This window comes from Sphingobacteriaceae bacterium GW460-11-11-14-LB5 (assembly GCA_002151545.1).
GTDB lineage: Bacteria > Bacteroidota > Bacteroidia > Sphingobacteriales > Sphingobacteriaceae > Pedobacter.
On the sequence record CP021237.1, the window covers coordinates 3,366,899 to 3,381,713 of the forward strand.

The following is a 14,815-nucleotide window of genomic DNA, read 5'->3' on the forward strand; positions in this document are numbered from 1 at the left end:
CTTTATTATTCATGATCATTTTATGCTTATAAATCAATTTTTAAACCTAGTGTGAATGTTCTCGGCAAGGGCAGGCCATAACCTGTGTCTTCACCCACATAGTTAACCAGCTCTGGATCACCTCCGGTATAACTTTTCAGGGTATATACATTAAGCGCCGAGGCGTACACATAAATTTTCTTGAAATTTTTGCTGAAGTATTTGAATCTGGAAATGTCGTACCCTAAAGAAACAGACCTTAGTTTTGCATACGATCCGTTTTCAACAAAAATATCCTGATCGGTGCGGTACGATTGAACAGCACTCCATGGATTATAGGTCGGGTAATCGGCAACATCAATTCCTTTTTGCCAAAAAGTAATCTCATTTACAGAATTGATGTTGTTATTTCCGGTTTTGTTAATGAAATCGAGCTGATTTGCAGCAGATTGATTGATGATACTTCTTTTTAAGGCGAAATAGATGTTAAAATCAAGATTAAAACCTTTGTAACTCAGCGTACTGTTAAAATTTCCCACGATCCTTGGCAAATAACCGCCCATGGCCACTTTATCGTTTTCATCAATTACATAATCCCCATTCTGGTCTTTCCATTTAGGGTCACCACCATGAAGTTTCAGCCCTTTGTAGCTCATCATCTGAAAATTGGCGGGATTTACAGGAACATCAACATCGGTTTGGTAAACACCCTGACTTTGCAGCACCAGAATCTGATCAATCGGTTTTCCAACGGTTAGTTTTTGTGTTCCGATGGTTATTTCCTGAAGGTTGTTCGGCAATGCTTTCAGCGTATTTTTATTAAAAGCAATGTTAAAGTCTGTTGTCCAGCCTATTTTATTGGCTCTGGCTTTTAATATTTCGGCCGAAACTGCAAGTTCGATTCCTTTGTTATTTACATCTAATCCGCTTTTGTACTCTTTGGTATATCCCGATTCGGCATTAACCGGCACACCCAAAATCATCCGTTTATTGTTTTTAGAATAGAAGGATAATCTGGTTTGCAACCTGTTGTTAAAAAAGGCACCGTCTACACCAAGATCAAGCTCTTCTACATAAGCCCATGGAATATCATAACCAATCCAGCCCGAGCTATACGGTCTGGATAAAGTACCAATACCGCCATACGAGCCTACTGATTTATTAGAACTCCAGCCTAAATCGGTTACATACTGAGGACCAGCACCATACTGATCGGTAATATTAAGGGTGCCCAACCGACCATATGAGGCATTAAGACTTAAACTGCTGAGAATCGATTTTCCGGCTTTAATATATTTTGTAATGTCCCATTTGGTACTTAACGACGGTGAAAAAAACCACCTGTTATTGGCCTGCATATTCGATGCACCATCGGTACGGGCAATTACAGTAGCAAAAAACTCGTTGTTTAAGGTATAATCAAAGCTGCTGTAAAGAGAACTGACATTGATTTTCTGCTTGTCGGTAAACTTTTTGGTATAAAAACCTTCAGGCTGTAAATAATCGCTATGGCTAATGTCGCCGTCAACACTATTGATCCTGATGTAATCGCTGGTGCCTTTGTAACCTTGCAGGTAATTGTACTTGTTCACATCGAGCGAAATTGTATGCCCAAACAATGCTTTAAAAACATGGGTTTTATTTAGTGTAAAATTGTAAGCCAGCGAGTTATCTACATTTAAACGTTGGTTATAAGCATAAAAATTGGATACATAATTATTCCCGTCCATTAAAGTTGTAGGATAGAATAAATCTCTCATTCCCTCATTGTAATCGAATGATATCCGGGTAATGAAATCGAAGTTTTTATATTTTGCATTGGCAGAGAACGAGCCCTGAATTACATTATTGATGTTATTATCGATGGTTTTATTTTCATATTCGCTTAAATAGTTGCCATAAATATTTTTGTTGGGTGCTATCGGACTAATCAGATCGGGTATATATTGCATTTCGGCAAAACGATCTCTTAACGAACGGTTTCTATCACGGTTTAACCGCGTAGCATTAACCATGGTTGATATGGTAAGCCATTTTAGAGGAAGTACATTAATAAAAAAAGATGCATTGTACCTATTGAGTCGTGTATCGTCAGCATTACCTGCATTAGAAGTGTTACCGGCAAAAAACCTGAAATTAGATCTCGACGTTCCGCCTGTTATACTGGCATTTATGGTGTGTAAGGCCGAATTTTTATAGTAAAGATCGGTCCAGTCTGATCTGCCATAATAATTTTCGTTAGTGGCATCAGCCAGATACGAAGGGTATTTATCAAAATCTTCGGCAGTGGCATATTTATTATAAAAAATACGGCGTAAAAGGCTTTCGTCCCGACCATTGGTGGTGGTTATCTTATTTTTGGTTGCATAGCCGTAATAACTGTTAATAGAAATTTCACGGTTACCCTGATGGGCATTTTTGGTGGTAATTAATATTGCACCATTTGCAGCACGTGGGCCATAGATAGATAAAGCAGCCAAATTGCTGACCACGTTTATGGATTGAATATTATCGAGATCGATAGAAGACAATAAATTGGTGGCTGGCCCAATTGGGGAGAAATCATACTCCTGGATGGTATAAACAAAGGGATTATCGCCGATTAAGGGAATCCCATTGATAAAAACAGCGGGTTGTGCTTCGGCAATATTGGTTTTCGAAAGCAAAGGCCTGCTTAAGCCCCTTAACAACATCGATTGATCTGCGCTGCCAGGTTCCCCGGTAATTTCCTGTACATATAAGCCCTTCGAGTTACTCTTTAATGCTTGCTGTAAAGAAATAAAAGGATAAATACTAATGTTGCTGAGTTTTACGGTATCTACATTTCTCTTCGATACATAACTCACCAACACAACCGAATCGATAGAAACGGGCTGTTTTGCTTTTTTTGTCGTATCCTGAAAATAGCTGTTATTGGAAACGGCTCTAAGGTAATCTGTTTCTTTTCCGTACGACTTAAGGCTAAGTATACCGGTAAACATGATCGATGCCATTAAAAATAAGGCCATCTTTCCTGGTATGTTTTTAAGTGACCAGACCTGGGAAAGCTTTTTAATGTAATGATCCAATTCTTGATTTTTTTCGTTCATTTTAAATAATGTTTGTTGGCTTAACTATTTAAAAACAGCAATACAATCCCATCCAAACCTTTCGGTTTAGGCAAATAAATTCCCACACCATTTTTATGGCAATGCTTCAGGAAAAGAAATGACAAAGTCTAATGGGGCTGCTCTCCATCAAGTTCTGTTGTTCTTTTTCTTTGGGCTGGAAACTGTTTAGCTGTTTTTACCTTTGTAATTTTGTGCCGGGCTTTAATTCGGAATTAAATGTTGACCTGGAAATGAAAAGTATTTGACATGATCAAATTTTAGTGTTACCAGGATCATTTTAGGATAAGGCAGCACATTAAACATTTCGGTTAAAGCTTTAAGGTGTAGCAGTAAGGGGGAACGGAAAAACGCAGCGGAGACACAGCGTTTAATTTGCTCCGGATTAACCTTCAAAAGATCTAGCTTGTGAAGTAGTTGTTTTTTCATCATTGTTGGTTTTGGTTAATTGCTTATAAACATGCTTTAGGTAGACATACTTATAACGTTCTCATATCTTCCTGAAGCCAGGAAGGATACGTGTTTGGTTAAATCAAAACTGGTGTATTATCCGTTAAAAAAGGGTGAAAATTGTTAAAGAAAGGATAGAAAATTGGACACAATCAACTAAATATCAAGCTATTTAGCTTAAAACCAGAGATAGGAATATTTTATGCAAGGTGTTTATGTTTAACAACCGCATCGAATGTAACCGCCACCTATATCATAAAAAGGAGCATGCAACTAACAGCGGAAAACACAGGTGTTTACCCATTAAAGGGTATCGTAAGTAAGAGGAGATTCTTTTTTGAGTGAATTAATTCAATTTAACTGGGTATAATGTTTAATAAACCAGGTTAAGGCCGGGTTTTTATTCGATTCTTTATAAGCCAGTACCACTTCAGTATTAACGGGAATAGCATCAAATTCAATAAAAGATACTTTCAACTGTGCATATTGCTTTTTTAACGACAAGGGCAAAATAGATACACCCAAACCTGCTTCTACCAATTGTAATATAGAGTGCACATTGTTAGCCTCATGGGTAATGTCGGGGCTAAAGCCCATCCGCTGGCAAATCTCCATCAGTTTCTGGTTATACTGGGGTGCAAAATCTTTATTAAAGAAGATAAACGGACTTTTCTTCAAGAAATCGGCGAGTCCGTTTTTTGCATCAATTTTTTGATCCGTTAAAGGAATAACCACTACAAAGGGATCAAAAAATAAAGATTCTACTTTTAATTTTTCCGATAAAACCGGAGCTCTTAAAATTCCCACATCTAAACCACCATGTTCTAACTCTTTAATTTGGGCGAGTGTAGGTACTTCGAATAAACTTGTTTTCAGGTAAGGAAATTCCTGATGCATCAATTTTAAAATTTCGGCAAGCTGCGATTGATAAACCGAACTGATATAACCAATCTTTAATTCGCCGCTAACGCCCCCATGAATCTTACGAACCACTTCTTTACTTTCTTCCAGTTTGGCAAACATGGCGTCTACTTCAACCTTAAAATACCTGCCTGCATTGGTTAATGCAACCCGCTTATTATTCCGAACAAATAACTGTACACCAAGTTCTTCTTCAAGCTCTTTAATCTGCCTGCTCAAAGGAGGTTGCGAGATAAAAAGTTTGCTTGCTGCTTTGGTAAAATGAAGTTCTTCCGCAACAGTTTTAAAATACAGCAGATGTCTGAGTTCCATATTTATAATACCTTTAAAGTATCGTTTTATGCTAAAATTGATATTTTACAAATATGATTAACCGCACTAACTTTACAAAAAAAATTTAAAGCAATGAATAAAGATTTTTCGCACAAGGCAACCAATGAAGAGATTAAAACCAGGTTTGATAACGATGTAGAACGTTTCTCGAACTTAGAGAGCGGACAACAAACCACCATCGATGCACCACTTACCATGGAGCTTTGCACCGGAGCGGCTAAATATATTAATCCTAATGCGAAAGAACTGCTGGATATTGGATGTGGTGCAGGCAATTATACCTTAAAAATGCTCAGTAAAATTCCAAACCTTAACTGTACCCTTAACGATTTGAGTTTACCAATGCTGGAACGTGCAAGAGACAGGGTATCGGCACAAACGACCGGAAAAATAACCATTGTGCAGGATGATATGCGCAACCTGAATTTACCCGATAATCATTTCGATATTATACTTGCTGCTGCAACATTTCATCATTTGCGAACCGATGCCGACTGGGAACTCGTTTTTTCTAAAGTTTACCAGGCTTTAAAACCCGGAGGCAGCATCTGGATTTCGGACCTTATTGCGCACGATTCGGTATTAATTGATCATCTTTTTAAAGATCAATACGGGGCCTATCTCGAAACCCTTGGTGGTGCCGCATATAAACAGCAGGTATTTGATTATATTGAATATGAAGATACGCCACGCTCTTTAAACTATCAACTGGCTTTATTGCAAAAAGTTGGGTTTAGCGTTACCGAGATCTTACACAAAAACTCTTATTTTGCGGCATTTGGTGCAATAAAATAAAGAAAGATGATGATAGGTGATATTTAACCAGTATTACCTATCATCATCACCCGGGCAAATACTCAAACTGATCTGATGCGGTCTAATGTCCTATAAGTCCTTTTCAGGAACAGCAAATTAAATATCCCTCTTGTAAATTGTCATTCACTGATTTGATGTGATTTTCTGCCAAGTACCCAGCGGTTACGCATGCACCGGTAACACCGGTAACGTTTCATAGGTAACCAGAAAAACAGGGTTTTCATGATAAATGTCCGTGGAATTCTTTCCAAATCCGATTTATCGCCCTTACCGCAAGGACATACACCTTGCAAATGGTCGTTCCCGGCTGATTCGATTACTGCTGTCATGACACAAAAAATTGAAAACTTATACTAAACACATGGATAAGCAAAAATATAGCGCAAATGTTAATATAAAATAACCTGTTGAATATCAAAACAAGCTTCAGCGCTCTGTATCTGGAAAATTCCGCTGTTATTTCCTGATCTTTCTATAATACCTGGCTATTTTTTTAGCATCTTTTTTAAATGTTTTTATACAATCTTCTATTTCCTTCTTCGATCATATTTCCACCCTGGCCTTAACCACCTGCTTAAAACGACCTACTGTAAGCAGCTGGTTTTTACTATCGCGAAATTTCACATTCGGAAAAAGTTCTATAATATGACGTTTATTTCTTTCCCTGATTTCGCTTAGTTTGGTAAAAGATCTTGACTTTGTATCGCTGTTACAATGTTCAAATCCATATTTACTTTTGTTTCAGTTAAATATACCAGTTTGTGTTTAAAACACACCCTGCTAAATAAAATATATAACTCAATAAACCAATCAAGGTTAGCAGTTTATGCAGGCTATAAAAACCAAAGCGATGTAATTTTTTGCCTGATCGTTCCTATAGATGTAACCACATTATTTCATAGCTTTACGAGCAAACAATACAACATGATGAACTTAGTGATGTCAATTATCGGATGGTGTGGAGTGGTATTTTGTACGCTTGGCTATCTTTTCTTAAGCATGAAATTAATCCGTGCCGATTCACTCGCTTTTCAGGCTCTCAATATATTGGGTGGTTTGTGTTTAGCCATAACCGCGTTAGACACCCACGATCTGCCAAATGCCGCAGCAAATGTCCTCTGGATGTCTATTGGTTTATATGCTTTAAGCAGGCAGTTTAGCAAGCGGGAGCAGAAGCAGCCTTAAGGGGCGAGATAGAAAGGGCATCGTATGCTTTTTGTTTATAATAAGCCAAACGATCTAAATAGGCTTTTTTATCGCTTTCCATTGAAAGGTAAAAATAAGCACCATCTACCAGTACAAAAATAAAATCAGCAGCAACCTGTGGGTTCTCCACATTCGTAATGTGCTGTTCATTACATTGTTCAATCATCAGGGCCAGACCATTGCGAAGTGCATCTAAAATAAGTTTATACTTCAGCTTGATCTTTTTCTCCCTAAATGCCAAAGCATAGAAGGTGTAAAACAATCCGTCATCAAAAAGCAGGTTCCACTTTTTAGAAAACAGCATTTCAATTGTGGCTTGTAAATCGGCTAAGTTTGCTTTCCCTTTATTCTTTATGGTATAGATCAGTAAATACCGGTCGAGTATGTGGTCGATCAGTTCATAAGTCAGTCCTTCTTTCGTTTCAAAATAGTGGATAATCAGGCTTGGGTTAATATCCATTACCTTCGCAATCTTGGCAATAGAGGTATTTTCGTAGCCCTCTTTCTTCGCTACCTGGTAAAATACCTTGATAATTTCCAGTCGTCTTGTCTCTTTTAGGCTTTTGCGTCCCATCGTGCAGTTAATTTAATTAGGCAAACTAATCAAAAGTAGCTGTATTGTGCAAATTTATTTTTTTAAATAGATTGAATGAACATTCAATTAATATATTAATTTAGTCTTAACTTAACCTTAATATGATATGTTCAATTTAGCGCCGCTGAAAAGCACCTATCATTCCAAATCAAACAACTAAATAATTAAGAAAAATGAAAAAAAAGTTACTCTGGATCTTTTCCTTACTGATCCTATCCGCCAGTGGCTTTGCCCAGGGGATCGCCATTAAAGGGGTGGTTTCTGATGCAAAGACGGGCGAAACGCTCCCTGCTGTAAACATTACTGTTAAAGGAACAAACTTACACATCGCCACCAACAGCAGCGGCGTGTACAGCTTAAGCAGCGTAAAACCAGACGCTACGCTTATTTTTTCCTACATCGGCTACAAACAACAGGAAATTGCCGTTGGTGGCAGAACAAAAATTGATGTTTCGCTATCTCCTGACTTTGCCAACCTCGATGAGGTGGTGGTAGTTGGCTTTGGAACCAAGAAAAAAATCAATGTTGCCGGTGCAATTGATCAGATTTCGGGAAAACAGCTCGAATCGAGACCGGTAACCAACGTATTACAGGGTTTACAGGGTATCAGTCCCGGGTTGAATATCACTTATGCAGGTGGTGCACCGGGCAGTGTACCCAACATCAACATCAGGGGATATACTTCCATTAACGGTGGCTCGCCACTAGTGGTTATTGATGGGATTCCTGCTACCAGCAATGATGATATGTTACGCTTAACCCCATCTGATATCACTTCGTTTACGGTATTACGTGATGCGGCATCGGCAGCCATTTATGGGGCACGTGCCGCATTTGGCGTAATTCTGATTACCACTAAACAAGGTGCTGCAGGCAATAATGTTATTAGCTACAATACCACGCAATCATGGGGAAAACCAACCTTATTACCTAAACCGGTAACCGATCCGTATATTTTTTCGAGGGTTTTGGAAACCTCTACCGATAATACACCATGGGATTATGTGAATTATAACGATGAATATTATCGCTGGGCAAAAGAAAGATCTGATAACCCTTCTATAGCCGATACCCGATTAAATCCAACCGATCCTACCAAATGGGCTTACATGGGCAGCAACGATTGGTATAATTACTTTTTCAATAACGCCAGTTTATCTAAAAGCCATACCCTTACCTTTTCAGGTGGTGCAGCCGTAAACGAAAAACCTTTAACCTACTATCTTTCGGCAGATTACAGCCGGGATAACGGGCTAAACAAACTTACTGCCGATTATTGGGACCGCTATGGTTTAAGGTCAAAAGTGGGCTTTTCTCCGCTTTCCTGGCTTAAAGTGGATAATAACCTGAATATTTATCAAACCAAACGGGCGCTTCCCAACGGAAACATTACCGATCTGTATTACCTCATGCCTACTGATGTAGCTACAAACCCTGATGGCACCTGGGCAAATACGGCTGCCGGTAAACTGGCTGCAAAACTTGTTGATGGCGGAAATAACCTTCAGAATATGTTCGGTTTCCAGAATATTACCAGCGCTACGGCTTTATTTTTAAAAGGCGATCTTCAGGTAAATGCAGATGCATCTTTCAAGCGTGAACTCTGGAAAACACATAACGACAGTAAAAAATACAAAATTGGCTATGGCCCGAATGATATCCGCGAAGAAGGTGGAACAGGTTCAGTAACCGAAAACAATGGTTACCTGTATAACAATGCCTTTAACATATACAGTACATACAAAAAAACCTTAGGCGATCATTTTTTCAGTGCCATGGTAGGCTTTAACAGCGAAGATTATAGCTATTCTACCGTAAATGCGAGTAAAGACATACTCATTTCTTCTTCTCTGCCCTATTTATCGCTTACCAGCGGTACGGCAACAGCCAGCGCAGGTTATTCGGCTTATGCAACCAACAGTGCATTTTCGAGATTAAATTACACCTACAAAAACAGGTACATCCTGGAAGCGACCGGGAGGTATGATGGTTCATCGCGTTTCCCGATAGACAGACGCTGGGGATTTTTCCCTTCGGCATCGCTTGCCTGGATAGCAAGTGCTGAAGATTTCTTTAAACCATTATTATCTACCGTTTCTTCTTTCAAACTCCGTACCTCATACGGTGATCTTGGAAACCAGAATGTGGGCGATTTTGGTTATATCCAATCTCTGGTACCAGGTACTTCAGGTTATTTAATTGGTGGCAATGGCCAGAATCAGGTGATTAATGGCGCTCCGGGACTAAGCGTTGATCCTCAAACTTATACATGGGAAAGGGTTTCTACCTTGAATATGGGTACCGATATTGGCCTGCTGAACGATAAACTTTCTTTCACTTTCGATTATTATATCCGCGATACCAAAGGCATGCTTACTGCCGGTCAGGAACTGCCGGGTGTGCTGGGTACAGGTGTGCCACGCCAGAATTCGGCCGATCTGCGCACCAAGGGATGGGAGCTTTCGGTAACCTACAGAGACCGGTTTGATCTCGGTTCGAAACCTTTCAGCTTTGATGCAAAAGTATTCCTGGCTGATTCTAAAGCCAAAATTACCAAGTTCAAAAATGACCAGAACCTGTTTTCAAATTACCGCGAAGGACAGGTTCTTGGAGAAATATGGGGATTACAAAATGATGGCGTTTTCCGCAGTAAAGCAGAAATTGCCGCTTTAGATGAATCTGCACTTATTCCATGGGGTGCCCTTTCTATTGTTGAGGGATGGCCAAAATATATAGATCTTGACGGCAACAAAAAAATAGAAAAAGGACTGAGCTCAAACGATCCAAAGGATTTAAAAATCATTGGAAACAGCTCCGATCGTTATACCATTGGTGCCAACCTGAATATGGATTGGGGTGGTTTCGATCTTGCCATATTTTTACAGGGCGTACTAAAAAGAGATTTTTACCCTCACCACTATCTTTTCTGGGGACCATATCAACAACCTTATGCTAACGTTTATCCATGGAACCTTGATTTTTACCGTGGAGCAGCCGATTCGCCTGAACAAAGAGCCAAACACTCGGCTTCCTATATTGCTGCCGGACTTGCTGATGCCAATACCGACTCGCAGTATCCGGTATTACAATCGTGGCTTGCTGATGCCAATTATGGATCGGGTTTAGATATTCCCCAAACTAAATATTTGTTAAATGGTGCTTACCTGAGGATCAAAAATGTATCGCTTGGTTATACCCTACCGGTTCAATGGACTAAAAAGTTTCATGTAAACCGTCTTCGTGTATTTGTTACCGGCGAAAACCTGTATGAGTTTTCTTCCATCAAGAAATTCATCGACCCGGAAGCGGTTAACCAGGGGCCAAGTGCCTGGGCATATCCTTATCAACGCAGATATGCTTTCGGTTTAAACCTCGATTTTTAACCTAAGCCCTCACATTTAAATCATTTTAAAATGAAAAAGTATATATATATCGTATTTATTGCAGCTGTGGGTATGCTCGCCGCCTGTAAAAAAGCTGGTCTGGACCGTTTTCCACAAACCTCCATCTCTCCTAACCTGTTCTTTAATACCGAAAGTGATCTTTCACTTTATGTAAATGGTTTGCTCTCTCAACCAGACCGCAATACTTATCTAAACGATCAGAGTACCGATAACGTAGCCACTACCGCCGCAGTTGAGGTGAAAAACATGATGGCGGGTAACGCGAATGCCCAGAATATTACCACCGGCTGGAGCTGGAGCAGATTAAGAAACATTAACTACTTTCTGGAGAATTACGGAAAAGCGCAGGTTTCTGCTGCCGTTAAAAATCACTACGCAGGTTTAGCCCGGTATTACCGCGCTGAATTCTATTTAGACAAAGTAAAACGTTTCTCTGATGTACCCTGGTATTCGGGCACCCTGGAGCCAGGTGATGAGGAATTGTACAAAGCCCGTGATCCGAGAACAATGATTGCCGATAGTATCATGGCAGATCTGGATTTTGCCTATAAAAATGTAAGGGAAAGTGTTCCGGTGGGTACCCCGGGAAAATGGGCCGTTGCTACGTTATATGCACGGGCGGCACTTTACGAGGGTACTTATCGCAAATATCACAATGAGCTGAATTTAAGCAGCTCGGCAAATACTTTTTTAGAAACCGCAGCCAGAATTTCCGGGGAGATCATCGCTGGCAAAAAGTTTAACATTTACAACACCGGAAAACCGGAACAGGATTATGCCACACTTTTCTCCAGTCAGGATTTAACAGCCAATAACGAAGTGATTTTGGTTAATATCTTTGATTTGAGTAAGAGCAAAAGCCAGAATGTGAACGGGACAGTATTTGGCGATTATGAGCAGGCACCAGCCAAAGACCTCTTGCAAACGTATTTAATGAAAGATGGAAGTAGGTTTACCGATGTTGCCAATTATGCTCAACTGGGTTTTGTGGCAGAATTTAAAAACCGCGATCCGCGAATGTCGCAAACCATGGTTTATCCGGGATGGATCAGGGTACCCGATCCTACGCCCTATATCCAACGCTTAAACAAAAACTTTACCGGCTACCACCAGCTAAAGGGTTATGTAAACAGTACCGATAATGCGATTTTAAACGGTGTAGATTTTCCGGTATACCGCTATGCAGAAGTGCTGTTAACCTATGCGGAAGCGCTTGCTGAATTAGGTACTTTAAGTCAAACACAGCTCGACCAATCGGTAAATCTGCTTCGTAAAAGAGCGGGTCTGCCTGATCTCAATCTGGCAACAGCTAACGCTAATCCCGATCCCGCATTACAATTGCAATATCCAAATGTTACGGCTAATGCAGGTGTTATCCTGGAAATTAGAAGGGAGCGCAGGGTAGAATATGCTTTTGAAAACATGAGGTTTGATGATTTAATGCGCTGGAAAGTGGGCAAACTGCTTACTAAAAGCCCTGAAGGCATGTTTTTCGCCGGACTGGGCAAGTACGACCTTACCGGTGATGGTGTTGATGATATCATTTTGATCGACAGAACAGCAACTATTCCCGGTGAAGATCAGAAAGAAAAGAATTCACTTGGGGTAAAACTTATTTATTACCGTGCTGGATTAATCGGAACGGATGCAACGGTTTATTTAAAGAACGGCAATACCGGGGGAAATATCGTAACAGAAAATGCGACCAGAAACTTTGAGGAACCAAAATTCTATTATCGTCCTGTTCCGCAGCAACAAGTAATCCTGAACCCGAAACTGAAACAAATTTTTGGCTGGTAAGATGGCAGAAATAAAAAGAAGGTCTTTACTAAAGGCCATAGGACTATCAGCAGGTGCTGCATTTTCAGGCACACTCCCTGCCCTGGCTTCGGAAACACTGCTGGAAAAACCAAAAGGCAAAAAACTGGTCCTTACTGTACCGCATATTACTGATGTGCACATCCGTATTGGAGACAATGCCCCTGAGCGGTTTAAAGCATGTTTAAAACAGATTATCGGCAAACATAAAGTTGATTTCTTCTTAAACGGAGGCGACTCGATCAACGATGCTTCCTACGATAATGTGCTGCGCAACCAGGTAACCGAACAATGGGCTATTTGGGATGACTGCATTAAAACAATTGATCAATACGAAGTACACAGCTGTATCGGCAACCACGATACCTGGTGGAAGGCGCCAACAAAAGACGATGAAATGTATGGAAAGAACTATGTGGTAAAAAGGCTGAAAATCCCTAAACGTTATTATAGTTTCTCCAAAAAGAACTGGCATTTCATTATCCTTGACGGGAATAACAGTAAAATTTCGCTTGATGATGAGCAATATAACTGGCTTGAGCAGGAGTTAAAAAACCTGCCTGCCGGTACGCCTACCCTGCTGATGTCGCACTATCCAATTCTGGGCACTACCCAGGTATTGGTTGGTGGCGGCCATTCGGATTGTAAAAAGCTGAAAGATCTTTTCTACAAACACCGCGATAAGGTAAAAATCTGCCTGAGTGGTCATAATCATCTTTCCGATCAAACCGTTTACAATGGTGTTCGATACTGCTGCAATGGGGCCATGAGTGGTTTTTGGTGGGGCAAGGGCGATGCAGAATCGGCAGGCCCAGGCTATTACCTCGAAACGCCACCCGGATATGCATTACTTAAAATGTATGATGACGGAACAGTTGAAAATGAATATTTCCCACACACTTTCTAATCAAGGACAGAACCATGTTATTAAGAACAATTATTTTCGCCTGCTGTGTTTCTTTATCTCTGCCGGTACTTGCCCAAAACAGGACGCGTAAAGTCGTCTATGTAATCGCCGATGGTATCCCTGCCGATGTAATGGAACGTTTGAACTTACCGAATTTCAAAAAGATCATCTCAGCAGGATCCTATTCGCGCATGCATGTGGGTGGCGATAAAGCCAGTTATAACGAGACACCAACCATTTCGGCCGTGGGCTACAACAGTTTACTTACCGGTACCTGGGTGAATAAACATAACGTGCCCGATAATGATATAAAAGCGCCTAATTACAATTATCAGCACATTTTCAGGCTGTTTAAAAATCAGTATCCGCAGAAAAAAACAGCGATTTTCTCCAGCTGGACCGATAACCGGACCAAACTCCTTGGCGATGATCTTGCTGAAACCGGCAACTTTAAGCCCGATTTTGTAGCAGACGGTTACGAGTTAGATACAGCGCGCTTTAAACATGATAAAAATTCGGCCTACATGCACCTTATTGATGAGGAAGTGGTTAAACAGGCAGCCAGCATCATTCACGATAAAGCGCCGGATCTTTCGTGGGTATACCTCGAATATACCGATGATATGGGACACCGTTATGGTGATAGTCCGGAGTTTTATAAAGCTATTGAGATGCTGGACAAACAAATGGGCCAGATTTGGGATGCCATTACTTACCGTCAACAGCAATTTAAAGAAGACTGGTTGATCGTCATCACAACCGATCATGGACGTGATGAAAAAACCGGCCGCGGACATGGCGGACAATCTGAGCGTCAACGTTCAACCTGGATGGTGAGCAATTATAAAAACCTGAATACTTATGCCCAGTACTTCGATCTTGGTGTAGTAGACATTATGCCTTCAATTGCCCGTTTTCTCCAGGTAAAACTACCCGAAAATGTAGCACAGGAAATTGATGGCACACCATTTATCGGACCGGTATCCATAGCAGGATTAAAATTAAATCATGTACAAAACCATCTCGACATTAGCTGGAAAGCACTGGAAAAGAAAGGTAAAGTAAAAATTTGGCTGGCAACGACGAATAATTTTAAAACTGGTGAAAAAGACAATTATCAGCTTTTGGCCGAAGTAGATGCCAGTCAGCAGCACTACCTTGCTGATCTTAAAAATTATCCTTCAACTTTTTATAAAATACTACTCGAAGCACCAGATAATATGCTCAACAAGTGGATAACGGTTAAGTAATCCGTTTCATTTTATCCTAAGCCCAATAG

The 14,815-nt window shown here is 40.3% G+C and carries 11 protein-coding genes; 6 read left to right on the top strand and 5 right to left on the bottom strand.

Translation table 11 applies throughout. The features are described from left to right. Positions 1–26: 26 nt before the first annotated feature. From CA265_13485 to CA265_13495, 3 genes are all read right to left on the bottom strand, one after another. Complete coding sequence (locus CA265_13485) at positions 27–3,068, bottom strand: hypothetical protein (GenBank protein ARS40617.1); 3,042 nt, start codon at positions 3,066–3,068, stop codon at positions 27–29. Between the two features lie 222 nt (positions 3,069–3,290). Beyond that, complete coding sequence (locus CA265_13490) at positions 3,291–3,518, bottom strand: hypothetical protein (GenBank protein ARS40618.1); 228 nt, start codon at positions 3,516–3,518, stop codon at positions 3,291–3,293. Between the two features lie 369 nt (positions 3,519–3,887). After that, positions 3,888–4,769, bottom strand: coding sequence for a LysR family transcriptional regulator (locus CA265_13495; GenBank protein ID ARS40619.1), 882 nt, complete (start codon positions 4,767–4,769; stop codon positions 3,888–3,890). A gap of 93 nt (positions 4,770–4,862) precedes the next feature. On the opposite strand from CA265_13495, the gene CA265_13500 reads away from it, so the two are divergent. Continuing rightward, positions 4,863–5,585, top strand: coding sequence for an SAM-dependent methyltransferase (locus CA265_13500; GenBank protein ID ARS40620.1), 723 nt, complete (start codon positions 4,863–4,865; stop codon positions 5,583–5,585). Positions 5,586–5,725: 140 nt separating this feature from the next. On the opposite strand, the gene CA265_13505 is transcribed toward CA265_13500, so the two are convergent. Continuing rightward, positions 5,726–5,935 carry a hypothetical protein gene (locus CA265_13505; GenBank protein ID ARS40621.1) on the bottom strand — a complete coding sequence of 70 codons (210 nt, stop codon included), beginning with the start codon at positions 5,933–5,935 and terminating at the stop codon, positions 5,726–5,728. A 385-nt stretch (positions 5,936–6,320) separates the two neighbouring features. Between CA265_13505 and CA265_13510 the strand changes: the two genes are divergently transcribed. After that, the gene (locus CA265_13510) at positions 6,321–6,791 is read left to right on the top strand and encodes a hypothetical protein (protein ARS40622.1); all 471 of its coding nucleotides are present in this window, start codon (positions 6,321–6,323) and stop codon (positions 6,789–6,791) included. Here CA265_13510 and CA265_13515 read toward each other — a convergent pair. Then, positions 6,763–7,386 carry a TetR family transcriptional regulator gene (locus tag CA265_13515; GenBank protein ID ARS40623.1) on the bottom strand — a complete coding sequence of 208 codons (624 nt, stop codon included), beginning with the start codon at positions 7,384–7,386 and terminating at the stop codon, positions 6,763–6,765. The two genes, CA265_13510 and CA265_13515, sit on opposite strands and share 29 nt — an antisense overlap. Positions 7,387–7,580: 194 nt before the next feature. Between CA265_13515 and CA265_13520 the strand changes: the two genes are divergently transcribed. The 4 genes from CA265_13520 to CA265_13535 are packed head-to-tail and all read left to right on the top strand — an operon-like array spanning position 7,581 to position 14,786. Then, complete coding sequence (locus CA265_13520; protein ARS40624.1) at positions 7,581–10,790, top strand: SusC/RagA family protein; 3,210 nt, start codon at positions 7,581–7,583, stop codon at positions 10,788–10,790. A 30-nt stretch (positions 10,791–10,820) separates the two neighbouring features. Next, positions 10,821–12,611: a RagB/SusD family nutrient uptake outer membrane protein gene (locus tag CA265_13525; GenBank protein ID ARS40625.1), complete on the top strand. Its 1,791-nt coding sequence runs from the start codon at positions 10,821–10,823 to the stop codon at positions 12,609–12,611. A gap of 10 nt (positions 12,612–12,621) precedes the next feature. Then, positions 12,622–13,536, top strand: coding sequence for a metallophosphoesterase (locus CA265_13530; protein ARS42984.1), 915 nt, complete (start codon positions 12,622–12,624; stop codon positions 13,534–13,536). 14 nt (positions 13,537–13,550) lie between these two features. Further along, on the top strand, positions 13,551–14,786 hold the full coding sequence (locus CA265_13535) for a nucleotide pyrophosphatase (protein ID ARS40626.1): 1,236 nt from the start codon (positions 13,551–13,553) through the stop codon (positions 14,784–14,786). Positions 14,787–14,815: the final 29 nt, after the last annotated feature.

Excerpts from the sequence above, each read along its gene's own strand:
- CA265_13515 (ARS40623.1), bottom strand. The coding sequence starts at position 7,386 with ATGGGACGCAAAAGCCTAAAAGAGACAAGACGACTGGAAATTATCAAG.
- CA265_13505 (ARS40621.1), bottom strand. The coding sequence starts at position 5,935 with ATGACAGCAGTAATCGAATCAGCCGGGAACGACCATTTGCAAGGTGTA.
- CA265_13500 (ARS40620.1), top strand. The coding sequence starts at position 4,863 with ATGAATAAAGATTTTTCGCACAAGGCAACCAATGAAGAGATTAAAACC.
- CA265_13490 (ARS40618.1), bottom strand. The coding sequence starts at position 3,518 with ATGATGAAAAAACAACTACTTCACAAGCTAGATCTTTTGAAGGTTAAT.
- CA265_13535 (ARS40626.1), top strand. The coding sequence starts at position 13,551 with ATGTTATTAAGAACAATTATTTTCGCCTGCTGTGTTTCTTTATCTCTG.
- CA265_13510 (ARS40622.1), top strand. The coding sequence starts at position 6,321 with ATGTTCAAATCCATATTTACTTTTGTTTCAGTTAAATATACCAGTTTG.
- CA265_13520 (ARS40624.1), top strand. The coding sequence starts at position 7,581 with ATGAAAAAAAAGTTACTCTGGATCTTTTCCTTACTGATCCTATCCGCC.
- CA265_13485 (ARS40617.1), bottom strand. The coding sequence starts at position 3,068 with ATGAACGAAAAAAATCAAGAATTGGATCATTACATTAAAAAGCTTTCC.
- CA265_13495 (ARS40619.1), bottom strand. The coding sequence starts at position 4,769 with ATGGAACTCAGACATCTGCTGTATTTTAAAACTGTTGCGGAAGAACTT.
- CA265_13525 (ARS40625.1), top strand. The coding sequence starts at position 10,821 with ATGAAAAAGTATATATATATCGTATTTATTGCAGCTGTGGGTATGCTC.